This window comes from Rhizobium sp. NFR03 (genome assembly GCF_900111275.1).
GTDB lineage: Bacteria > Pseudomonadota > Alphaproteobacteria > Rhizobiales > Rhizobiaceae > Ferranicluibacter.
Window position 1 is genome coordinate 1 of record NZ_FOGR01000015.1, and the last position, 22082, is coordinate 22082.

A 22082-nucleotide genomic window follows, 5' to 3' on the forward strand; every position below is an offset into this window, starting at 1 on the left:
TATATCTGGCTAGTGCACAGAAAGGCGAGAACGCTGACGTGGTGCATCCGAGACTGCAATGAATGACTACGTGAATTTCAAGGCCTGTTCCCTGTTGCACCAACGACAAATTTGCCTTTACGCGACACTCCTCAACCACCGGACAGGTGGTGAGATCAGATCTACGGCTTTGTCGGTGGTTGGTTCACCCGTAGGACATTATCTTGGCTTGGGAGGCCAGAGAGTTGAATCAATTTGAAATTTCAACGACAAATATGGCGCCGAGAGTTCTAATCCGTTCAATCCACTCATGTCGCATTGGGCATTCTGGGCTGGTGCCGGTCGCTTGAGGATCGGCGTGCAATTGCGAGTTCTTGCCTTCATCTTAGCACTACCTCGACGGTACTTGACATCCGTAAGCTCCATCCCAGATAGTTGATGCATGGCTAATTATCACCGGGCTATCTAAATGAGCATTGTAGTTCTGCGAGGCATTTCTCTTGCAGCGAGAAAGATGCAGACCTACTTCGATGCGAAGCTTAAGGCTGAAGGCCTCACTATGGCTAGAGCTCGCGCTCTACACTTCCTCGTTCAGCCCCGGACTTGGACTCAAGCCGAGCTCGCAGACGAGCTGGACATTGAGCGACCGTCAGCCGTACGCCTCATAGATGGCATGGAAGCTGCCGGATTGGTCAAACGAGTGCCGGTGCCATGGGATCGCCGTGCCAACCACCTGGAGCTGACGAACCAGGCGAAACCACTCCTTGAGATAATCGACCAACTGGCTCAGGCGGGCCAGACCGTCCTTCTGGAGGGCATAGACGACCACGATCTGGAGATCACCTTAACGGTGCTCTCAAAGATCGCCAAGAACGCTGCATCTAACACGGGTGGCCTCACTTGAAGTACACCCCACCGCTTCTCGAGCCGACGCCGGACTGGACCGACGACGAGCGGCCGTCATTACCGGGTTCGGCTTCGACGCCTGGTCACGGACCAGCAGGTCGGGCCGCCTATTTCGTGGTAGGTCTACTGCTTTCACTGACGGGAGGGCTCGCCAACGCGATGCTGACGGCCAATCTGCCGCAAATTCAGGGAGAGCTTGGTCTGACGCCGACAGAGGGCGCTTGGCTGAGTTCCGCCTACGTGATGGTCAACATCTCCGCCAACCTTCTTATCTTCAAGTTCCGACAGCAGTTCGGTGTCACCCGCTTTGCCGAAACCGCCATAGTGGTGAACCTAGCGATGATCGGCCTCTACCTCGTCATTGATACCTACGAGATGGCGCTTGTGACTAGAGCGGTCAGCGGCTTTGCGTCAGCAACCGTAACATCCCTTGGTATTCTGTACATGCTGCAGGCTTTTCCCAAGAGCAAGATGGGTAACGGACTATGCATTGCGCTTGGCACCATCCAGCTTGCCTCGCCAATCGCCTTCATCATCTCGCCATCGCTTTTGCAAGACGGCGGCTGGCAGATTCTGTACCGATTGGGGTTCGGTCTGGCTCTTTGCTGCCTCGCCAGCATTTTTTCCCTTAACCGAACGAAATTCCAAACAGTAGTTTGAATGACGGATCGACTCCCAGCCTTCCCGGATCGTGTCTGCGTAGAAACCGAGCATCGTCTAGGGAATGCCTCCCAATCCGTGCGCCGTCAGAGACAGGAGGAAGGTCTGCGCGTACATGCCGATGTCGCCGGCAACCCTCACGTTGTCGCCAACCTCGGGCATGAACAGCAGCGCCACGTGCGGCGCACCGAAGAATTCGAGGTTCCGGCGCGAGGCGTCACGTCGTTGGTCATAAGCGTCGCGCGGAACGGCTATCGCCTGATAGTAAGCCGCGCCCTGATCCTTGGCCCGCTGCTCATAAACGCCTTTAAAGTCGCTGATCGCGAAGCTGAAATCAGGGGAGTGGACGCCTGCATTGTCGGCTGCAAGCATCGCCCTGCTCAAGGTATCTCGCGTAGCGCCCGAGACGATATGCGTCTGCCACGGCTGCGTGTTGCAGTTGGAGGGGGCGCGCTGCGCGTCCTCCAGTACCGAACGCAGTATCTCATCAGGAACAGGTTCCGGGCGAAAGCTCCGGACGGAATGGCGCTTGTGGACCACGTCGTGAAACGGCTTTGTTGCGGGCATTCTTCGCTTCTCCACACGATCTTTAATTATGCGCGGCCAGCGCTCGCTGCAGACCTTGCCATCCCTAGTGCATAGGTATATCGTGCACAAGACAACACGCGACTGAATATGGGGAATTGGCGAGTGGCAGAAACCAGCTCTTGGCATAAGGTGGGCATGCAGTTGTCGTTCGCCCTGTATGGCGCGACAGGGCGTGTTATTCGCCTGCACAAGCCTTTCCTTGAGCCGCTGGGTCTGACTTTCCCACAGTATCTGGTGATGCTGGAATTGTTCAGCCGGACCCCGCAGTCGGTTGGCGAACTGGGAAATGCCCTCAGCATGGACACAGGGACCATCACGCCCCTGCTCAAACGCCTCCAGGCCTCCGGCATGGTAACGCGGCAACGCGACCTTTCTGATGAACGCCGGGTACTCGTTGACCTGACGCCTGAGGGAGAGAGCAAACGGCGTGATGTCTGGAGCGTGACCGAGAAGATCAAGGCAGCCTGCGAGCTAGACGAGCAGGGTATCATTGCGTTGCGTGACACCCTTCGGGGCCTCGGTTATCCCCGGCAAGATTAACAAAGCGCTCATCAGGCCGCTCCGCGTCCGGTTGTCTCGTGCACGATAATATAGAAGGCTAGGAAGTTTGATTGCCCCTATGAAAGATGCTTGGCCACTGAGCATTCTCGGATGAAAGGAACATCATCATGAAAATTGGAATCCTTGGAGCCGGAACTATCGGTGCCACGCTTGCTCGTAAGCTTGCCGCCGCAGGCCACGAAGTGAAGGTCGCAAACTCGCGCGGCCCTGAGACAATCAAGACGGAAGTGCTGGAAACGGGTGCTAAGCCCGTTGCGGCCAAGGATGCGGTGGGCGATATGGATGTCGTGATCCTGTCCATGCCGCATACCGGCTTTGAGAAGATCAGGCACCTGGTTTCCACACTGCCGGAGGAGACGGTGGTGATCGACACATCCAACTACTTTCCGCAGCGTGACGGCGTGAACCCGGCAATCGAAGCAGGCGACGTCGAGAGCAAGTGGGTTCAGGACTTCTTCGGTCGACCTGTTGTTAAGGCCTGGAACGCCATTGGAACAGTGCCTTTCGCAGAGCGAGGACAACCCAAGGGACATCCCGAGCGGGCCGCCATTCCCATCGCCGGAGATCGCGAACGGGACCGGGAAGTCGCGATGGCCTTGGTGGATGAAACCGGGTTTGACGGCTACGACGCTGGCACCCTGGCGGAGTCCTGGCGTCAGCAGCCAGGCTCACCGGTCTACTGCACCAACCTGAGCTACGACAGGATCGGCGCGGCATTGGCGGCCGCCGAGCAGGAACGTCTTCCCAAGCGTCGCGACGTGTCGGTTGCCATCTTCTCCGAGCGCTTCGGCCCAGGGGTCAATCCTGACGCCGATACGATCATCCGGATCAGCCGCGCCCTGCAAATGTAATTCCACTGAAAGGATCAACATCATGAAAATTGGCATTCTCGGAACGGGCAACATGGGCCGGGTTCTTACCCGGAAGCTTGCCGCAGCAGGCCATGACGTGAGGGTTGCGAACTCGCGCGGTCCGCAGACCATCGAAGCTGAAGTGCTTGAAACCGGAGCACACGCTGTCACCACGGAAGACGCGGTCAAGGATGTGGAGGTCGTGATCATGACCATGCCTCATCCAGCGTTCGAGAAGATCAGGCACCTGATCTCGGCTCTACCTGAAGAGACAGTGGTCATCGACATCTCCAACTATTTCCCCGGCCGCGATCCGGTAAATCCTGAACTCGATGGCGAAATCGCTGAAAGCGAATGGGTTCGTGACTTCTTCGGCAGGCCGATCGCCAAGGCGTGGAATTCGATCGGCATGGTCGCCTTTGAGGCCAAGGGCATGACGAAGGGACAGCCCGGACGCGTCGCACTTCCGGTGTCCGCTGACCGGGACCACGACCGTGAAGTTGCCTTGGCGCTGGTGGACGACACAGGCTTCGATGCCTTTGACGCTGGCAGCCTTGCTGATTCGTGGCGGCAGCAGCCTGGTTCGCCCGTCTACATCACCGACCTGACCTATGACGAGCTGGCACCGGAGCTTGCCGCTGCAGAACGTCACCGTCTTCCCAAGCGCCGCGATATCTCGGCTCAAGTGTTTGCAGAGCGCGTGGGCGAAGGGAAGTCTCCCGACGCGGAGACGGTCGTGAGGATCGCTCGCGCTCTGTTCATGTGAAGAAGGCGTCCTGACCTCCAGGCGCGACGCCTCGGTTCATCAGGTCCAGCCTGCAGAAGCTGGACCTGATGAACACAACCCAGAACATGGAGATTAAAATGAAAACTTGGCGAGCCGAAAAGTTCGGCAATCCGAAGGATGTACTGAAGCTGGTGGAGACGGATGTCCCAGTTCCAGGGCCCGGTGAGGCGCTGCTGAGGGTGCTGGCGACGAACATCGGTCTTCCTGACCGCATGATGCTGGAAGGTCGCTATTTCCTCGTGCCCCAGCCTCCAGTGACGCCCGGCCAGGAAATCGTCGGCATCGTCAAGGTGGCAGGCGACGGTTATCCGTTCCCGGTTGGAGCGCGCGTCATCGGCGGTGCCAACTTCATGTCGGGTTCGGGTGGACTTGCTGAGTTTTGTCTGTCTCCCGCTCAAGGCGCGATCCTGGCGGACGAGGACATGCCCGACGAGCAGGCGGCCGCCTTCCTCGGGACGTTCCACGTTGCCTATGTCGGCTTGCTCAACCGCGCTCGGGCGAGGGCAGGCGAGACCCTGCTGGTGCTCGGCGGCACGGGCGGCACGGGTTCGACCGCGATTCAGCTCGGCAAAGCTCTGGGCCTGAATGTGATCGCCACCGTGCGCGACGCCAGGAAGGTCGCTTTTTGCCGAGAACAGGGTGCCGACCATGTCATCGAGACGCAAACGGAACGGCTCAGCGAGCGGGTCCGTGCGCTGACTGGAGGCAAGGGCGCTGACATCGTCTACGATACCGTCGGCGAACCTCTGGTCGAGCAGGCGCTGGATGCGATCGCCATCGGGGGACGCTATGTCCTCATCGGCTTCGCAGGAGGGTCCGACTTCCCAACGATCCCACCTTTCAAGATTCAGACGCTTGGTATTTCGGTGACGGGTGCCTTGCACAGCATACGCACGCCCGAAGAACGTGACGAGGCAATTGCCGTTCTCGGCCGCCTGTTCTCGGAAGGCAAGATTGCCATGCCGATTGACCAAGTCGTTCCCTTCGCAGACGTGCCCGAGGCGCTTGAACGGCTGGGCGGCGGGGTCAACGGCAAGCTGATTGCCCGAGTAAGCAAGGCGGCTACGTCGGGTTGAGGCAGGTCGTTAGCGTCCGACGGAACGACATGATCAAGACAACACAGGAGCCGCAGACGGCTTGGAGAATGTGCATGACTTTAGAAGAAAAGGCTGGAATGTCGACGTTGTTTGAACCGGTGACGCTCGGACCACTGCAGCTTCCCAACCGCGTGGTCATGGCACCGATGAGCCGGTACCGATCTCCGGAGGGCGTGCCCGGTGAAGACATCGCACGATACTACCGTCGTCGGATCGAGGGCGGGGTCAGCCTGATCATCACCGAAGGTTCATGGGTTCCCCATCCCGGCGCGTCGGATCAACCAAACGCACCGCGTTTCTACGGCGACGACGCGCTGGCAGGCTGGAAACGGGTGCTCGACGAAGTGCACGCTGCGGGGGGCAAGATCATGCCCCAACTCATGCATCGCGGACAGACGGAAGAGGGCCCAGGAGGTCGAGGAGCGCGCCGCGTCGGCCCTTCCGGCATGTTCGGCTCCCTCGGCGTTCCGCTAAAACAGGTCGACGAGCCTGCAACGCTTCGTGATATCGAGGATGTCATCGACAGTTTTGCCATCGCTGCCCAGTCCGCACATCAAATGGGATTCGACGGCATCGCGCTTCACGGCGGACATGGCTACATCATCGACCAGTTCTTCTGGTCGGCCACCAACTTGCGTACTGATGAGTACGGCGGCGACATAGCCGGTCGCACCCGTTTCGCCTGTGATCTGGTGCGGGAAGTCCGACGTCGCACCGCGCCGGACTTCCCGATCATGATGCGTTTGTCCCAATGGAAGCTGCACGACTATTCGGCGCGTCTGGCACAGACACCCCAGGAGCTGGAGGCCTATCTTCTCCCGCTCGTCGACGCGGGCGTGGACATCTTCGACTTCTCGCAACGCCGGTTCTGGGAAGGCGAATTCGGCACGGACATGAACATTGCCGGCTGGGCGAGGAAGCTGAGCGGCAGGCCCAGCATGACTGTCGGTTCGGTCTCCCTGACGAACGACATGTTCGACTCGTTCATGGGTAACGCCAGCAATGTGGCCGACAACCTCGCCGAACTTGAACGGCGTCTGGATCGCGGCGACTTCGATCTGGTGGCGGTCGGCCGAGCCCTCATAGCCGATCCCGATTGGCCCAGGAAGGTCGCAAACGGAGCGAATGCTGACATCGTGCCCTTCCAGCCCGCTGCGCTGAAAGAACTCGTGTAGGTGCCACGACGTCAGGCAGGGGTGATCGTGCACCCGCATATCGATCAACCTGACGAACAGAACAACAGGAGTATCACCATGAAAATCGGCATCATCGGCGTTGGCAACATCGGCGGCACCCTCGCAAGCAAGCTGGTATCTACCGGGCATGAGGTCCGAGTTGCAAACTCTAAGGGCGCGGACGACGTGCGACCCTTCGCAGAAGAGGTAGGCGCTACCGCAGCCGATGCTCACGGAGCCGTTTTTGGGGCAGACCTGGTCATCCTCTCCATACCGCTGCCGGCCATCGAGAAACTGCCCAAGAACCTGTTCGAAGGCGTGCCTGTCCATGTCCCGGTCGTAGACACCAGCAACTACTATCCGGGGATGCGTGACCCGCAGATCGCGGAGCTGGATGCCGGTGAAGTTGAGAGCATCTGGGTCTCCAGGCAGCTTGGCCGTCCCGTCATCAAGGCGTTCAACAATATCCTCGCCCATTCCCTGGCCGAGCTGGGCCAGCCGGAAGGCGTGGTTGGTCGACTCGCCGTCGCAGTTGCGGGAGATGACGCCGATGCCGTGCGGCTCGTCAGGGGCATCGTCAACGAGGTGGGATTCGATCCGGTTGACGCTGGCACGCTGGCGGAGTCATGGCGGCAGCAGCCTCAGACGCCGTCCTACTGCTGCGACTACGACGCACCGACCATGCGCAAGGCGCTCGCCGCTGCGGTAAAGGGCGAAGCGCTAAGGCTTCGCGACCAGTTACCCGAAGCGATTGCCGCACTAGGGGCGAACCCGAGTCATGATGACATTGTGGCAATGAACCGCTCGCGCAGCAGTCGGGGTCAACGACGGACGGTGTAACAACGTTCAAGAAAATCTCGATCTCGAGCCGGAGGTCGTCGCCATCCATCGGCTTGTCGACTCTTGGGGTTCAGGCTCGGTAGCGCCGGCAGTCAACCAACAGCTTGATTGCCGGCTTGAAATGGCGACGGTTTGGATAGTAGAGATGGAAGCCAGTGAAAGGCTGGCACCAGTCTTCCACAACCAGAACAAGCCGCCCGTTGTCAATGCGCGCGTACCAGATCCGCGGGTTCGTAGCCGTTCCAAGGGCCACAAGCTGCTGTGAGAAGCTGCATAACGCTGTTGCACGCGAGTTATCCTTCGACCCGGAACAATGCCGCTTTCTGGAGCCCATTGGAACATTCGACCACCGAGGCGGAATCATACTATGCCATGCTGGACGAACTTGGGATACTGCGGTTTCCACAGCGAGAAGTTCCATAAATATGCTTCGGCGCACGAGTACGCGGCGGCTTATGGATCATAGGCTTAGCCAATAACCTGAGAATCAGCGGTTCGATTCCTTTCAAGGCGCCGGATAGGACCGGCTGTTTGGCGGAAATAATTTCCGCACGCGATACGGTCGGTGGATCATATCCATTCAAGGCGAAGGCGCGTATCGCTGTGGCTGCTCTGCGCTGTCATTTCGGTCGTTGAACATGTTTTTGATCTGGAACGGAAGCTGTCACGGTATCTGATTTGATCTTAGCTGCGCGATATGGCTTCGAGCGCAAATTTAAGACGTACATCGTTGACCGTGATCTTGTTCGCGAACGCTGGGAAAACCTCTGGCGATATCGGCAAGCGTCACGCCCGCAAATCTCTTGCGCAACAGCTCCTCAGCCTCGTTGAAGACGTCTGTCAGTGTCCCGTTGACAGCCTGCTCAATCAGACATCCTGGCATGTCATGTGCGGGTCCAACCGCGAAGATGGATGGCTCTCCAACTGCCCGGTAGATATCGAGAAGCGTCAGTTTCTCAAGAGGACGAGACAGCGTCCAGCCGCCACCATGGCCTTTCACGGAGCTGACATAACCTTGTTCGCGCAGCCCCGCCATGGTGCGCCGGATCACGACAGGGTTGGCGTCGAGCATCTGCGCGATCATCTCGGATGTCATCGCCCCGTCATGTCGTCCCATGTGGATCAACACATGCAGCATGCGCGATAGCCTCCCGTCCTGCCTCATCCGTCATTCCCCCTGTCGCTTTCCCCAACGCTAGCACAGTCAGGGCTCACGATACAATCGGAGTGTCATGAGACTTGACCAGCGATTTCACGACACTTATGGTGTTGCGAGATCAGGAGAATGTTTATGAGCAACACGAACTACGACGTCATCATCATCGGAGGGAGCTACGCCGGCCTGTCGGCCGCCCTCCAACTCGGTCGAGCTCGTCAGAAGGTTCTGATTGTCGACGAGGGCCTAAGGCGCAATCGCTTTGCATCCCATTCGCATGGCTTCATTACACAAGACCATGTCGATCCGGCTGAAATCGCAGCAGAAGCCCGTTCTCAGGTGATGGAATACAAGACGGTGGAATGGGTTTCGGGTCGTGCAGATGCCGCACGGCGAAACATAGAGGTTGGTTCCGGAGAGACTTCATTTGCCATCGGGGTTAGAGGTGTCCGGTACCATTCTCGCCGGCTGATCCTGGCGCTGGGCGTCCGCGACATCCTTCCCGATATTGATGGGTTGCAGGAGCGTTGGGGCAGAAGCGTGTTCCACTGTCCCTACTGCCATGGCTATGAACTCAACCAAGGTAAGATCGGCGTTATTGCTGGTTCTGCGCTCTCTCTGCACCATGCGCTGATGCTTCCCGACTGGGGGCCGACAACCCTTCTTCTCAACGGGGCATTCGAGCCGGACAGAGACCAGCTTCACGCTCTTGCAGCGCGTGGCGTCGTCATCGAGCATTTCCCCGTGAAGGCGCTCAGCAATCACGCTGACGTGCAGCTTGCCGACGGTCGGACGCTGACTTTTTCTGGCTTGTTCACGCTTGCTCCCTTCGAGGTTTCGAGCCCGATCGCACAGCAGCTCGGCGTCGACATGGAAGAAGGGCCCCTGGGCTTCACCATCAAAACCGATGCGATGAAGGGAACCAGCATCCCTGGCGTCTTCGCCTGCGGGGACGCTGCACGCCCCATGGCGTCCGTTGCGCTCGCTGTCGGTGATGGAAATCTGGCCGGCGTGGGTGCGCACAGATCGTTGATGTTCGAGACCATCCATCATGAATAAGTTCGATGGACGTCAGATGGGCTACATCGCAGGGGTTCGACGCAACGTTCCGGGGCTCGATGGGCTTCACCGCATGACGGGACTGCTTTTGGCCGAACGCGTGCCTGCAGATGGACGTGTGCTGGTGGTCGGCGCGGGCGGTGGTCTTGAGCTGAAAGCATTGGCGGAGCAGCAGGCAGGCTGGAGCTTCGACGGCGTCGATCCGTCGCCAGACATGCTCGCATTGGCACGCGAAACGATCGGAAGCCTTGCGGAGCGTATCACCTTGCACACTGGGGACATCTCGGTGGCGCCGCACGGGCCGTTCGACGGTGCGGTTTGTCTGCTTGTATTCCACCATATCTCACCGGAGGATAGGAAGGTTACGCTTCGTGGCATTCGCCAGCGTCTGAGACGCAAATCGCCGCTCGTGCTGGCTCATGTCAGCTTCCCACTCACCGAGCCCGCTTATTCATCCTGGATCCATCGGCACATCGAATTCGGCGCACCTGTACAGATGGATGCAGACAGACGTAATGCAGCCAAGACTGGCATGAGAGAAAACGCTTTCATCAGGTCTCCGGAAGACGAGCTCGGATACTTGCAAGATGCTGGCTTCACGGACACCACGCAATTCTATCATGCGATCAGTTTTCGGGGATGGGTGGCCTATGCGTGAGAGATTTGCTTGGTCAAGCATTCTGTTCGCTTTGGCCCAACCTTGGACCACATCGCAAGATATCCGACTGTCCGCTTTCGGCCCCTTTTCGGTAATGATGTCCTCTTTGCGCCGCCATGTTGGACCAGGAGCCCAGCGTTTATGCGTTCCCGCCGCCAACGTGCTCTTCCACTTGCACGGGACATATTACTCGATCCCGGTTGGCTTGCCTCTCCACCATGCATGCCCTGTGGCCGCTCCACTTACGAAACCGAGCATTGCCAGGTAAGAGCTATCCGCGGATCCGTTGATCAGGACCATTAGCATCGGGAGCGCAAAACCGATCAGTCCGCCAGTGAGACTGTATGCCAGGTCGCTTGCTCTGTGGGTCCGGACCAGCAGCCAGTGAACTGGAAGACCGAAGATGGCCATCGACCCCGTGACAATCGGCACGACGACTATCGACGGGAGGAAGATGATGTGGACTGCTGGCCATATGCTCTTGCCGTGTTCCAGGCCATCCGAGACGTACATCCCGGCGATGGCGATGGTGAAGAACGTCAATGGCACCACCAACACTGCGGAGCCGATCAGTGCTGAGACCAGGAAACGACGGCTAGGTGGCATGTCGTTTCAGTTCATTTTCACACCGTCGATCGTCAGGCCCGAAAGGCCGACCTGCAAACTCATTGTGTTGTATGATCCACCTGCAAGATTAAGGCCGATGACGCGTGCACCATCGAGTATGTAGACCTTTGGTGCATCTGGCTTGTCCGATGTAACTGTCAGTTTTCGCGGCTGCTGCGTGTCTGCTGAAGCCTGGCTAGCCCACTGAAGCAAAACGTCGTCAATGCCACCTGCCAGGGCAAAGGTTGCGGATACCTCTCCCCGCGGGCTTCCACCGCTGTACGACATGCCAGGTGCTACGGATATTGCAAAGTCGGACAGGACGTACTCGTGCGTCCGCGAGCCGTCGGCGGTCGGCAGCGCCAGTTTGGTTGTATAAGCGGGTGCGGCCGGGGCGGGATCGGAGACGACGACAGGCATCGGCGTTACGGTTGGTTTCTCCTGCGCGACGGCCGCCGAGCTTGTAAGGACGATGATGAAAGCGACGGCGAGACGAATTTGCATGAGATCTCCGCTAGAGGCGTGGGTGAAGAAGGCGGCCTCAGCTGTTAGATACCGGATTGATGAGCTTGGACAACCACAGTCTATAACACACCCATGGATGATTCCGGTTGCCGTAGCCCCACGGTGTTCCATCGACATAGAACGTTTGCCTCGCCTGCTGCTCGCATCCGCGATGCTGCTTGCCATCTCCGGATCCGCATCGGCGCAAGATGGGCCCGTCGCGGCCCTACGACCTTTCATCGAGCTCACGATGTGCTAATCCGATCGCTACCTCTGCGGAAGAAGGCGCAGGCGCATGTCTCTGTGAACTAGCTTGCCGTTGGCGAACAAGGTCGTGGACGCCGTGCTTGTACTGGGCTTGCGGTTGGCTTGCCAAGTTCAAAATCCCGGCTTGCGCGTGTTTCCGTTGCTGATCATCGCGCGCAACGCGCCGCAGTTCAGTCGGCGGCAGCCCGCTCATTTCGTGCCTTGTCATTTTAGGAGGAGCAGGGGTGCAAGGCTCGGTGCTCTTGACGGCGCAAGTCGTTCTGGTCGATCACACTGCAATCGCGCGAACAGAAAGCAGTCCCGCATGCCATATTACCTCGTCACCCAGACGTCGCTCATGGAAGGCGCGGATGAAGTCGAAGCAGCTCGTAAAGTCCTCACGAAGTTACAGTCAGACAGCGCCGTAGGATTCACCGTGAAATACGATGAAGAAAATATTCGGCAGGTGACGGTCGCCAACGTCCCGGACTCTAAAGTCGGGCAACCGGCTGTCCGGGAGCCCCGACCGTCCCCAGAGCAGATACAGGAAGACAACATGCTTGAGGCCTCAGCCGTCAATCAAGCCCACACAGGTGTCTCCAAGTCGAGACGACTGTCAGTCAAGGGTATTGTTCTTGGACTGAGCCTGTTCGCAGCCGGAGTAACAGCGGGGCTTGTCACCATGGCTCTAGTCGATCGCACTCATGAATGAGCCACCGAAGCTTCGAGAGGACATTAGACTAAAACCGCCTTTCGCTGGCGACGCGAAGCCAGCTAGACCATACAACTCGGCTGATGACGAATAACTCTCAACCGGGCCTTGGTTCCAATAGGTTCAAGGCGAAGGCTTCATCAAAATTGCAACTAAACCGATTTTCGGCTTTGAACTATGATCATCTAGCCCTTTAGATGCCAGCATCCCATCGGGCTTGGGCTTCATCAATTTTAGCGGCGTTTTGTGCTGCCCAAGTTCCAAGGCCCAGCACCGCGCCGGAAAGCGAAATCCCAAGCTCAGTCAGTTCGTAATCAACCCGAGGCGGTATCGACGGCGTAACGGTGCGCTTCACTAGGCCATCTCGCTCGAGATTGCGCAGCGTCAGTGTGAGCATTCTCTGGGAGATGCCCTCGATCTCGCGCCTCAGCTCGTTGAAACGATAGGAGCGCCGCTTGAGCGTCATGACCGTCATGACGCTCCACTTGTCACCCACGCGGGCTAGGACCTGCGAGACCTTCAGACACGCGGGCGACAGGTTAGCGGGGGAGTAAGGCACAGCCATGTAACCTCGGTATCAAAAATGTGCATTCTTGCGCGGGTTGTCAGCCGATCTAGTATCACACTCAGTTACCAACGAGAACTAGGGTTACCAGATGAAACTCTTGCACATCGACGCCAGCATCCTCGGGCCGCGCTCCGTCTCCCGGGAGCTTTCGGCTCTCATCGTCGACCGGCTGATGGCAGGCCAGGACGCCGACGTCACCTATCGTGATCTAGCGGCGGAGGATGTACCACATCTGGCCCTGGCGACACTTCCGGCCGCGCATCCCGCGTCGAAGATGGCCGGGCCCCTCGAGGGGAGCGCCCAGGCATTCCGAAAAGACAGCGACCGCGTGCTTCAGGAGTTCCTGGATGCCGACGTCGTCGTTATCGGCGCACCGATGTACAACTTCACGATCTCTACACAGCTCAAATCGTGGATCGACCGCATCATCGTTCCAGGTACCACGTTCCGTCCGGCTGCCGGCGGCGTCGAAGGCTTAGCGAAGGGCAAGCGCGTGGTCGTTGTCCTGTCCCGCGGCGGTGTCTACGCGTCCGGGTCTCCAGCCGCCTCCTCGGAGCATGCCGAGACGCTGCTTCGCACCCTGTTCGGCTTCATCGGCATCGCGCCCGAGTTCGTGGTGGCGGAAGGCTTGAATGCAGGACCAGAGGTGCGGGCGAGTCGGTGTCCGTGGCGCACAACGCGATCGTGCAACTGGTTGCCTAAGCACCGCTCCCTCTCACGAAAGAACACCCTATGGAAACAACATCGCTTGCCGGCCGTCCGAGCCGTCCCGTTATCTACACGATATGGGCTCTCCGCATTGTCCTGGGCCTTGCCTTCGTTCTCTTCGCGTTCATGAAGCTGAGCGGGCGAGAGGCGATGGTCGCGGAATTCGATGCCGTTGGCCTCGGCCAGTGGTTCCGGCACTTCACCGCGATCCTCGAGCTAATCGGTGGCATCGCAGTCCTGATCCCCAGCGTCTCCGTCTTCGGTGCCATTCTCATGCTGGTCGTCGATCTGGGTGCGCTGGTCGCGCAGGTCGGCATCCTCCACATAGACTGGGTACATACCGTAGTTATCGCCGCGCTCATCTCCCTACTGATCTATCTCCAACGAGGTGCCCTTGCCCGCGTTAGTTCCCGGAGGAGGCAACATGGCTGATCGTGATGTGATCACCTTCGGCGCGGTTCACCTGGAGGTCAGGAATGTCGAGACGACGGCGCGCTTCTGGGAAAGCCTCTTCGGCTTCGCCCGCCGCATCTCTGGTGACAGCATCGAGCTGGGCACCGAGAATGAGACGTTGATTGTCCTGCATGGCGGCGCGACCCTGCCAGTTGGACGTGGCCACAGCGGCCTCTACCATGTGGCGATACATGTTCCTGACCAGCGGGACTTCGCGCGATTGCTGAAGCGGTTCTCGAACCTTCGCTACCCGTGCTCACCGACCGATCACACGTTCTCCAAGGCCGTCTATCTCGACGACCCGGACGGGATCACCATAGAGGTGACGCTGGAAACGCCCGAGCGGTTCCTCGGTGTCAGGCCCGTAGGGAGCCAGCTGGCCTTTATCGGCACAGACGGCGTCGAGCGCCCCGGCTCCTACCCTCTCGATCTCAACGAGATATTCCAGTCATACGAGACCGGTTCGGAAGGGGAGGCGGCCCATCCTGCTACAAGGGTCGGCCACATCCACCTCTATGTCGCCGATCTTGAACAGTCGCGCGAATTCTACACCGGGCTCGGTTTCGAGCTTGCAAGATGGTGGCCGCCGATGCAGATCGCCGACTTTGGAGCGGGCGGTGTCTTCAAGCACCGCATCGCCATTAATACCTGGCAGGGCATCGGCGCCCCGCCTCATCCGCCGGGCATGGCGAGGATGCGGTACTTCGAACTGCGCTACGAGACCGTGGAGGGGCTTGTTGCTGCAATCAATGGAAATCCGTCCGCAACTCCCGTTGGTGCCGCACATGTTTTGCATGACCCCTCGGGTATCGAGTTGAGGCTTGTTCAAGCATAGACACACCTTATATGTCGCCCAAACTCTAGGCGAGGTGTTGGTGAAGTCGATGTTATGACCCCTGCACCAGACCCTGCTGGGTGTCAGGCGCATTGCGTGAGCGCTACCGTGAAGGTTTCGAGTCCACCATTTTCGACTGCGGCTGGTAAGGCCAGCGAGACCGCGGTGGAAGGGGAGGTAGAGGATATGTTTGTCCCACAATGACCGGCGCTGAAATCTCTATGAATTGGTCATCAACCCACCGACAAATGTATCATCGATCGTTAGCCGCGTCGATGTGAGACCCTGTTCGTGGTGGTAACGCAGGATCGCTTCCACTGCTGCGCGGTTGCGCTCGATCCCATAGGGCCACCAGTCGTCGCCAAGCAGCGCGCGGTTGTTCCCAATGAGCTTGGTCAGCCATGGGTGCATCTCATCCATGTTGTTGAACGTCATCGCGTCGGCGTAACGCTTCTCCATAGCGTCTTTGGCTGCAACAAAACCCTGGTAGACGGCACGGATCAGGTCGGGCTCTCGCTCTGCCAGGTCGCGCGGCACGACAACCGCATGCATGATCGGAAAAATGCCGGTGCGACGATAATAATCGCGTTCGACGGCTTCATAGTCTTCGAACAGCCGTCCCACCTTGGGTGAGCCACTGAGAACTGCATGTGGGATGTCCGCGGAGATCAACGCGTCGATCTCGCCTGCTACCAGCATACGGCCGAGATCAACGGCCCTGGGGGCCCATTCCACGTCTACGGCATCCGGCACTGTCCGTGGTACAAAATCGACTGGATCCATGGGAAAGTCGATGCCGCCGATGATCCAGCGGCTCTGATCAGGACGTACGCCATATTCGTCCGATAAGATGCCCTTCACCATGACACCAGCATCGTGGCCGTAAAGCGCAAGCTCGCCGATCCGTTTGCCGATTAGATCTTGCGGCTCGTATATGCCTGCGGCTTTGTTCACGTAGATCGCGCTGTGCCGGAACGCGCGGTTGAGGAAGACCGGCAATGCAATGAAAGGTGGACGCCCCTCCGTGTCAAAGGTTCTCAGATAGTAGGTCATCCCCATCTCGGACACGTCGAATGCGCGATGCTGGATCATCGCCTTGAAGATTTCCGGAACGATGCGTGCGGTGTGGAAGCTCGCGTCCACGCCATCAATCGGAACGCTCCCGTCGCGCAGCAGACGGGTGCGGTCGTATTCCCAGAAAGCAATACTGAGCCTGCGTGCCATCCATATCTCCACTGATAGGGCCGCCGCGACACCAAGCGATAAGCCGGGTTGCCAAGACCCCGCTGAAGTCTTCCGCGTGCTTCAGCAATGTTCCCCCCTTGGTCGGTGACAACTGCCAATAATGCTCGCCATCGAAAATGCCAGGAAGGATCAACCGGCCTCTCCAGCGGAGCTCTCGATCTGCATCTGCGACCAAGACGATAGGCTTGAACGTGATTGTCTTCCCGCCTGGAGGGGCAATGCGAACACGCAGCTCCGTACCCACTTTGGGTTCGCCGGATACTGCCGGCATGAACGGGTTCCAATGCGGATAAGCTCCAAAGTCCGTGAGTGTCTGCCACACCCGCTCAGGTGTAGCGGCAATTATGATCGAGGTGAAAACACGCCGCATTCTGCTTCTATCCAATGCTTGTTTTTGGCGCGCGTCCGTGCCGCCGGTCCCGACATTGGCTTGACACAAATGAGCATGCTAAGAGGCACATCAGGTTGTAGGGCTGCCCCAGGATTGGACGATGAACGCGAAGCCGGTTGAGGCCTCATGCCTGATCGCGGCCACCTTCTGGTACTCCTCAGAGTGGTACCAGCGCTTAGCGGTATCGAGGTCGGGAAGCTCGACAACCACAGCTACCGCTAGCGGCGGCCCCTCTATCGCAATAGGAGCCGGACCAGCGAAGAACTTCAACCCGGGTGTGGCTTCAAGCAGGGGAACCGCCTGTCGACGATACTCTGCCAGGCGCTCCTCATCATGAACCTTGGTGAGACAGAAGACGACATAAGCGGCCATTCGCACCTCCAGTGCTTGTCGGGACATGACCCGGCCGCTCATCAACAAGCACCTAGTACGATCATCCTAGAGAGCATGTTAGGCTAGGATAGCCGTACTAGTCAAGGAACTAATCAAAAGCTCGGCGTAATATCGGCGCAACCGCGTCAAATGCGTCAACCGAGGTGTTGGCGCGAGCCAGCACAAGGCTACCTTCGAGAAACGTAATGAGGAGCTGCGCGGTGGAACGCTCCGCTCCAGAGGTCACGCCTGCTTTGCGGAGCCGTACTTCAAGAGCGTCGATCCATGAAGCAAAAGCGGCTCTTGCCGCTGCCGCCAACGGCGACTGGGGGGACGATGCCTCAGCGGTAACGACGGCTGCCGCGCATCCGAGGCCTTCAGATGCCTGAAGCACAACTGGCCTGATGAGCCGCATAAACTCGTCGACCACAGCACTTGGGTTAGTGGCTTCGATGTTCTCGATTGCATCCCGTACCTCTCGAGCACTCCAATATACCGCCTGCTCGACAAGATCGTCCTTCCCTCCCGGGAAGTGGTGGTAGATTGCCCCACGCGCTGCACCGCTGGCGGCCAAGATGTCCGTAAACGAGGTAGCGGCCAGCCCGCGCATGCGCAGCGATAATGCCGCTGCCTCGATCATCCGCTGCTTGGTATCTTGGGCCATGAGCTTCTCCGTTACACATGCCCCTATAACACGTGCAAACTCACTTTAGGCAGCACGCGCCTGCTCACGGCCGCCCTTTACCGATATCGAAGGCGCTATAAGCTTAAGGACGGTTAAAAGAACTGTCGTCGATCCTGCTGGACTGGCCTGCTGCCGGTTTCATGGACATCGAGTTAAGGTGTTCCTCCTGAAACTGGAGAGCATGAATGCAAAGACGAATGTTCAGCCGCGAGTATAAGCTAGAAGCGGTGAAACTGGTCAGGGAACGTGGGGTCACTGTTGCCCAGGCGGCCCGTGACCTTGATGTCCACGAGAATGTGTTGCGCAAATGGGTTCGGGAATACGGCGACGATCCCAGCCAGTCTTTTCCTGGAAAAGGCCAGATGAAGCCGGAGCAGGTTGAGATCGAGCGGCTCCGTCGTGAAGTTGCCAAGCTGAAGGCGGAGCGCGATATCTTAAAAAAGGCCGCAGCCTACTTTGCCAGGGACGCGATATGAAGTTCGCGTTCATTGCAAAGCACCGTTCGATCTGGCCGGTGGCATGGCTCTGCGAAGCGCTGGGGGTTTCTCGTTCAGGTTTCCATGCATGGCTCAATCGTTCTCCGAGCGAACACGCCCGCTATGATGAGGTTCTGCTGGACAAGATCACGCAGAGCTTCAAATCCAGCGATCGAACTTATGGTGCTCGCCGCGTATGGCACGACGTGCTGGAAGAAGGGTTATCCTGTGGCCTCCATCGTATTGAGCGGCTGATGCGTTTGAATGCGCTCAGGGCCAGGCCAAGACGGCGGGGCTTGCCAAAGGATGCCGGTGACCGTGCCGTCATCATGCCGAACGTGCTGGACCGTCAGTTCATGGCAGAGCGGCCGAACCAGAAATGGGTGGCCGACTTCACCTATATCTGGACCGCAGAAGGCTGGCTGTATGTCGCCGCTGTTATTGACCTGTTCTCACGCCGGGTCGTCGGCTGGTCGATGAATGCCAACATGACGGCCCAGCTCGTCACAGATGCGCTGATCATGGCGATCTGGCGTCGAGGAAAACCAGATGCGCTCCTGCATCATTCCGATCAAGGAAGCCAATATACGAGCGAGCAGTTCCAGCGCCTCATGGGCGATCATGGCATTACCTGCTCTATGAGCCGCTCTGGAAATGTCTGGGACAACGCTGCGATGGAGAGCTTCTTCTCGTCACTGAAAACGGAGAGAACAGCTCGCAAGGTCTACAGGAGCAGGAACGACGCCAGAGCAGATGTGTTCGATTACATCGAGCGCTTCTACAATCCGAAGCGCCGCCACTCGACACTGGGTTATCTCAGCCCAAATGATTTTGAAACCAAGGTGGGATTAGCTTAACCTCGTGTCCGAAAAACCGGCAGCAGGCCAGACAGGGAGAGCAGGTTTCATTGGACATGATCAGCTTGCCCTAGCTTCTCTGTGAGCTGCCGGCCGTTCGTAATCGTGCTGAAGCCAGACTACGGCGAGGACATGTTCCCGGTCAAAATGGCGTAAGCGATTGTGTAGCACCGGACAGCCATGGTCACGTAAGTCCTTTGACGACCAATGTTTGCTAGCGGCGACCAGGCATTGCTCAAAGGCTCGTGTTAATAGCGCCCTCTGCCTCGCCTTCTGAAAGGTGTGCATCTAACGAATGACTGCGCTGCAACAATGTCCATTTCATGAGCGGCTTCAGCTGGTATATTTCGGTTGTCGAAGCAATGCACCTTCTCCCCGCAATGCTTCGGGCTCTGACGCCGTCTCCTCCCAAGGGGTGTCTGTCCGGACTACGGCGCTCCTCCTCCCAGCCGCTCTACGGAACCTTTGGAAAGCCTGCCGCACCTCCTCCCGCGGCAGGCTTTTTGCTTTTGTACTGCTGTCGGGCCATCGTTGAAGATGTCGGCAGCCGGTTCGGTAAAAGCGACACTGATCGGCTTCCACTGCCAGCGAAATACCACCTGTGCCCGTAACTGCGAGAGAACGACGAGAAGTTTTGCGCTTTTCAGATGCAAAGACCGACACGCCGCGATCTATGGTATTAGGGATCGGCGCTGCGGCATGTGGTTTGGACTTCGCTGTGGCTCGCGAGCGCCGTCGACGGATCGCACTTTGGTCTTGATCCCGCTCGCTCTGGCGTCGAGTGCATGGACCAATGGAGCAGGGCAGTAGCGCTGGCGCAAGATCTGGCGTACCAACATGCAGAGACCTAAGCTCCCGGCATGCATCAATCCGTGAAGACGGTCGTAGCGACGTGATGCTAGACTGGAGGATGTAGGTCTTGCGTTCCTGGTCGTACGACGTCTATGTCCCTCGGAAAAAGCGACGCGGCCGGGTCAAGCGGGGGCAAGCTGCCTGGCGATCATGTCAATTCCACTGCTTGTGAAGGTCACAACCATTGAAGAAGCCAACAGCTCATTTCGCAGTTGAATACAAAAACTCTCGCCGCAAGGTCGCCTCTCCTGCGAACTCCATATGGGGCAATCTCGACCTGAAGTCGGTGACACGCCAGGTCGAGGATGAAACGCTTCCGCTCACCGATCAAGAGATAGCAGCACCTGCAGATCCAGATCATGCGCCGCCAGCGGGCGAGCTTTCTGCAGCTTCATTAACATCGGTCTTAAGCGTGATAACAACAGCATCTGTGGCACAGGAGGGACCTATGGCCGACGAGAACATGATCGAACCTGATCTTGATGCACAGACGGCAGACGCCTTGCCGATTGAAACAGAAGAACCAAAGAAGCGGCGCGGGGGGCGCAGGAAGGCGTCAGCGGGAACAACAGGCGACGAGGCGGCTGTATCCAGTTCCACTAAGCCGGCCGCCAAACGCGGCAGGCCGAAAGCCGCCGCTCAGGGTAGGAACACGCGCGGTCCAGGACGGGCAATGGGATCCGGCCCGGCACAGCCAAGCTCAGCATCAGTGGACACGGCTCCAGATATTGCCGCTCCGCTTGACGAGATGGAAGATCTTCTCCAGCTCGAGCATGAAAACCAGCGGCTTCGCAAGCTTCTGGCGGAAAAGCTGCGCGACGAGAATGCGACGCTTCGCAAGCGCCTGGGCCTTGACTGATCCATTGCCTGCGGCCGGGTCAAGGCTCGGCCGCGCAACCCCGTCGTATTCCCCAAGTTGCGCGCGCTTTCCTGTGATAGCGTTAACGCAGTCTTTGCGGATTGAGACCACTCTCCCGGGAACCCTCGTTATTTGTTACGAGGTTTTCTCTTTAAGGGGGGAAATGGGGTCGCGGAGGCAATCGGCTTGCGAGACCTGGGGGGAAGGGGGAGGCGACCTCCGCGACGGCTGATGAACGGCTAACAAGTAGCCAAATTCCATGGCGCCATCGTTGAGGCCATCGTAATGTCGCAGAGGGCGGGACGGTGAACTCTAAACCGTCCGAGCACCAATGGAGGAGGGAGCGTACGACTACAACCTCAACGTCGAAGGTGTGCCCCCTAGAACGGCTGTATGCTTCTCCAGAAGCACCACGTGGGTGCTGGCAACGATGAACCCGTTGCCATGAGGACGAGCACATCGGTCGCTCGCCTTTCCTGATAGGATAGGCGGCGACCGGTCTATCGCTATAGGTTGGCCTTTGATGCACTATTCTGCCGATGGCGCGTAGAAGCTCTGCACTCAGAACTTGTGGTCTAGCCCGCGGCTGGGTTTGCGCGCCTAAGGCGTCAATCCTGCGCGGTCGGTCGCACCACAATGCTGCCTATTTCAACATCACCGGGTTGGTCGATCGCAAAGCCTATCGCCCGTGCGACTGCGTCCGGCGAAATGGCTAGCTCTTTCTTGCGCTTGAGGATCGCTGCGCGGATCTCCGGATCGGCTATAGAGGCATCGGCAAAGCTGGTGTCAATAAAACCCGGCGATATCTCCGTGACGCGCAGGTTCCGCCCAGATTCTTGCCGCAAAGCTTCACTGGCTGTACGCAAAGCATTCTTGGTCGCAGCGTAAACACCCATCGCAGGAACAATCTTGAGCCCTGCGGTTGATACGATATTGATGACATGCCCGTTGCCTTGACGCGCAAAGACGGGCATGGCGGCGGCGATGCCATATAGCGCGCCCTTCAGGTTCACGTCGATCATCTCATCCCAGTCATCGACTCGAAGAGCATCAAAGGGCGAAAGCGGACCGACGCTGGCATTGTTGATGATGACGTCAAGCCCTCCGAAGCGTGTGCAGGCTAGCGTCACCAGATTGTCGAGATCCGCGCGTCTGGTCACGTCGATGACCTGATAGACCGCCTGGCCGCCTCCAGCTGCAATTTCCCGCGCCGTAGCCGCAATTTCCGCTTCACTTCTTGCGCCAAGGACAAGGCGTGCGCCCAGCGCAGCGAGGTAAATGGCGGTGGCCCGGCCAATGCCACGGCCGGCGCCAGTGATGGCGATAATCTTTTGATTTATGGTCACGGCAAGGCCTTTATCTTGTATGGGAAAGCCAAATCTATGCAGTGATGGAC

Annotated in this window: 24 protein-coding genes and 1 pseudogene; 16 read left to right on the forward strand and 9 right to left on the reverse strand. The window is 58.4% G+C overall.

All coding sequences use genetic code 11. The features are described 5' to 3' along the window. Nucleotides 1-448 precede the first annotated feature (448 nt). Both BSG19_RS24185 and BSG19_RS24190 read left to right on the forward strand, forming a co-directional pair. On the forward strand, nt 449-883 hold the full coding sequence (locus BSG19_RS24185) for a MarR family winged helix-turn-helix transcriptional regulator (RefSeq protein ID WP_092990573.1): 435 nt from the start codon (nt 449-451) through the stop codon (nt 881-883). After that, complete coding sequence (locus BSG19_RS24190; protein WP_139274823.1) at nt 880-1545, forward strand: MFS transporter; 666 nt, start codon at nt 880-882, stop codon at nt 1543-1545. The genes BSG19_RS24185 and BSG19_RS24190 overlap by 4 nt, the downstream gene beginning before the upstream one ends. A gap of 57 nt (nt 1546-1602) precedes the next feature. Here the strand turns inward: BSG19_RS24190 and BSG19_RS24195 are convergent, their stop codons facing one another. After that, a complete protein-coding gene (locus tag BSG19_RS24195) occupies nt 1603-2112 on the reverse strand; it encodes a nitroreductase (RefSeq protein WP_210185417.1) in 510 nt (169 codons plus the stop codon). Between the two features lie 108 nt (nt 2113-2220). On the opposite strand from BSG19_RS24195, the gene BSG19_RS24200 reads away from it, so the two are divergent. The 6 genes from BSG19_RS24200 to BSG19_RS24225 all read left to right on the forward strand — a co-directional run bounded on the left by BSG19_RS24200 (nt 2221) and on the right by BSG19_RS24225 (nt 7444). After that, nucleotides 2221-2673 (forward strand): MarR family winged helix-turn-helix transcriptional regulator, encoded by a 453-nt coding sequence (locus BSG19_RS24200; RefSeq protein ID WP_092990575.1) that lies wholly within the window; start codon nt 2221-2223, stop codon nt 2671-2673. Between the two features lie 122 nt (nt 2674-2795). Beyond that, complete coding sequence (locus BSG19_RS24205) at nt 2796-3545, forward strand: NADPH-dependent F420 reductase (RefSeq protein ID WP_280142432.1); 750 nt, start codon at nt 2796-2798, stop codon at nt 3543-3545. Next, nucleotides 3460-4311: an NAD(P)-binding domain-containing protein gene (locus tag BSG19_RS24210; protein WP_348272154.1), complete on the forward strand. Its 852-nt coding sequence runs from the start codon at nt 3460-3462 to the stop codon at nt 4309-4311. The genes BSG19_RS24205 and BSG19_RS24210 overlap by 86 nt, the downstream gene beginning before the upstream one ends. A 98-nt stretch (nt 4312-4409) precedes the next feature. Beyond that, nucleotides 4410-5408 carry a quinone oxidoreductase family protein gene (locus BSG19_RS24215; protein ID WP_092990578.1) on the forward strand — a complete coding sequence of 333 codons (999 nt, stop codon included), beginning with the start codon at nt 4410-4412 and terminating at the stop codon, nt 5406-5408. Between the two features lie 29 nt (nt 5409-5437). After that, nucleotides 5438-6604: an NADH:flavin oxidoreductase gene (locus tag BSG19_RS24220; protein ID WP_244529416.1), complete on the forward strand. Its 1167-nt coding sequence runs from the start codon at nt 5438-5440 to the stop codon at nt 6602-6604. A gap of 78 nt (nt 6605-6682) precedes the next feature. Further along, nucleotides 6683-7444, forward strand: a complete 762-nt coding sequence (locus BSG19_RS24225; RefSeq protein WP_092990617.1) for an NADPH-dependent F420 reductase — start codon at nt 6683-6685, stop codon at nt 7442-7444. A 715-nt stretch (nt 7445-8159) separates the two neighbouring features. On the opposite strand, the gene BSG19_RS24230 is transcribed toward BSG19_RS24225, so the two are convergent. Then, nucleotides 8160-8609, reverse strand: coding sequence for an Rrf2 family transcriptional regulator (locus BSG19_RS24230; protein ID WP_092990580.1), 450 nt, complete (start codon nt 8607-8609; stop codon nt 8160-8162). A 126-nt stretch (nt 8610-8735) separates the two neighbouring features. On the opposite strand from BSG19_RS24230, the gene BSG19_RS24235 reads away from it, so the two are divergent. Further along, nucleotides 8736-9659: an NAD(P)/FAD-dependent oxidoreductase gene (locus BSG19_RS24235; protein WP_092990581.1), complete on the forward strand. Its 924-nt coding sequence runs from the start codon at nt 8736-8738 to the stop codon at nt 9657-9659. Further along, on the forward strand, nt 9652-10317 hold the full coding sequence (locus BSG19_RS24240) for a class I SAM-dependent methyltransferase (protein ID WP_244529417.1): 666 nt from the start codon (nt 9652-9654) through the stop codon (nt 10315-10317). Before BSG19_RS24235 ends, BSG19_RS24240 begins: the two co-directional genes overlap by 8 nt. Nucleotides 10318-10503: 186 nt before the next feature. Here BSG19_RS24240 and BSG19_RS24245 read toward each other — a convergent pair whose 3' ends face one another. Further along, entirely contained in the window at nt 10504-10860 is a 357-nt protein-coding gene (locus BSG19_RS24245) for a hypothetical protein (RefSeq protein WP_139274824.1), read from the reverse strand. 69 nt (nt 10861-10929) lie between these two features. Beyond that, entirely contained in the window at nt 10930-11427 is a 498-nt protein-coding gene (locus tag BSG19_RS24250) for a hypothetical protein (RefSeq protein ID WP_092990583.1), read from the reverse strand. Nucleotides 11428-11998: 571 nt separating this feature from the next. Here BSG19_RS24250 and BSG19_RS24255 point away from each other — a divergent pair. After that, complete coding sequence (locus BSG19_RS24255) at nt 11999-12385, forward strand: hypothetical protein (protein WP_092990584.1); 387 nt, start codon at nt 11999-12001, stop codon at nt 12383-12385. 193 nt (nt 12386-12578) lie between these two features. On the opposite strand, the gene BSG19_RS24260 is transcribed toward BSG19_RS24255, so the two are convergent. Further along, the gene (locus tag BSG19_RS24260) at nt 12579-12950 is read right to left on the reverse strand and encodes a winged helix-turn-helix transcriptional regulator (protein ID WP_092990585.1); all 372 of its coding nucleotides are present in this window, start codon (nt 12948-12950) and stop codon (nt 12579-12581) included. Between the two features lie 91 nt (nt 12951-13041). On the opposite strand from BSG19_RS24260, the pseudogene BSG19_RS24265 reads away from it, so the two are divergent. From BSG19_RS24265 to BSG19_RS24275, 3 genes and pseudogenes are all read left to right on the forward strand, one after another. Then, a pseudogene (locus tag BSG19_RS24265) lies at nt 13042-13655 on the forward strand (NAD(P)H-dependent oxidoreductase). Between the two features lie 132 nt (nt 13656-13787). Further along, nucleotides 13788-14093: a DoxX family protein gene (locus BSG19_RS24270; RefSeq protein ID WP_244529419.1), complete on the forward strand. Its 306-nt coding sequence runs from the start codon at nt 13788-13790 to the stop codon at nt 14091-14093. Then, the gene (locus BSG19_RS24275; RefSeq protein WP_092990588.1) at nt 14086-14949 is read left to right on the forward strand and encodes a VOC family protein; all 864 of its coding nucleotides are present in this window, start codon (nt 14086-14088) and stop codon (nt 14947-14949) included. The genes BSG19_RS24270 and BSG19_RS24275 overlap by 8 nt, the downstream gene beginning before the upstream one ends. 219 nt (nt 14950-15168) lie before the next feature. Here BSG19_RS24275 and BSG19_RS24280 read toward each other — a convergent pair whose 3' ends face one another. The 3 genes from BSG19_RS24280 to BSG19_RS24295 form a co-directional block, all read right to left on the reverse strand. Further along, a complete protein-coding gene (locus BSG19_RS24280; protein ID WP_092990589.1) occupies nt 15169-16173 on the reverse strand; it encodes a substrate-binding domain-containing protein in 1005 nt (334 codons plus the stop codon). A 481-nt stretch (nt 16174-16654) separates the two neighbouring features. Then, the gene (locus tag BSG19_RS24290) at nt 16655-16957 is read right to left on the reverse strand and encodes a DUF1330 domain-containing protein (protein ID WP_092990591.1); all 303 of its coding nucleotides are present in this window, start codon (nt 16955-16957) and stop codon (nt 16655-16657) included. A gap of 109 nt (nt 16958-17066) precedes the next feature. Further along, nucleotides 17067-17621, reverse strand: coding sequence for a TetR/AcrR family transcriptional regulator (locus BSG19_RS24295; RefSeq protein WP_092990592.1), 555 nt, complete (start codon nt 17619-17621; stop codon nt 17067-17069). Between the two features lie 206 nt (nt 17622-17827). Between BSG19_RS24295 and BSG19_RS24300 the strand changes: the two genes are divergently transcribed. Next, a protein-coding gene (locus BSG19_RS24300) for an IS3 family transposase (protein WP_092990593.1) occupies nt 17828-18975 on the forward strand; the annotation gives its coding sequence in 2 pieces (ribosomal slippage) (nt 17828-18074 and nt 18074-18975; 1149 coding nt in all). A gap of 1036 nt (nt 18976-20011) precedes the next feature. Then, nucleotides 20012-20686: a hypothetical protein gene (locus BSG19_RS24305; RefSeq protein ID WP_092990594.1), complete on the forward strand. Its 675-nt coding sequence runs from the start codon at nt 20012-20014 to the stop codon at nt 20684-20686. Nucleotides 20687-21294: 608 nt separating this feature from the next. Here BSG19_RS24305 and BSG19_RS24310 read toward each other — a convergent pair. Beyond that, nucleotides 21295-22032 carry an SDR family oxidoreductase gene (locus tag BSG19_RS24310; protein ID WP_092990595.1) on the reverse strand — a complete coding sequence of 246 codons (738 nt, stop codon included), beginning with the start codon at nt 22030-22032 and terminating at the stop codon, nt 21295-21297. Between the last annotated feature and the right edge of the window lie 50 nt (nt 22033-22082).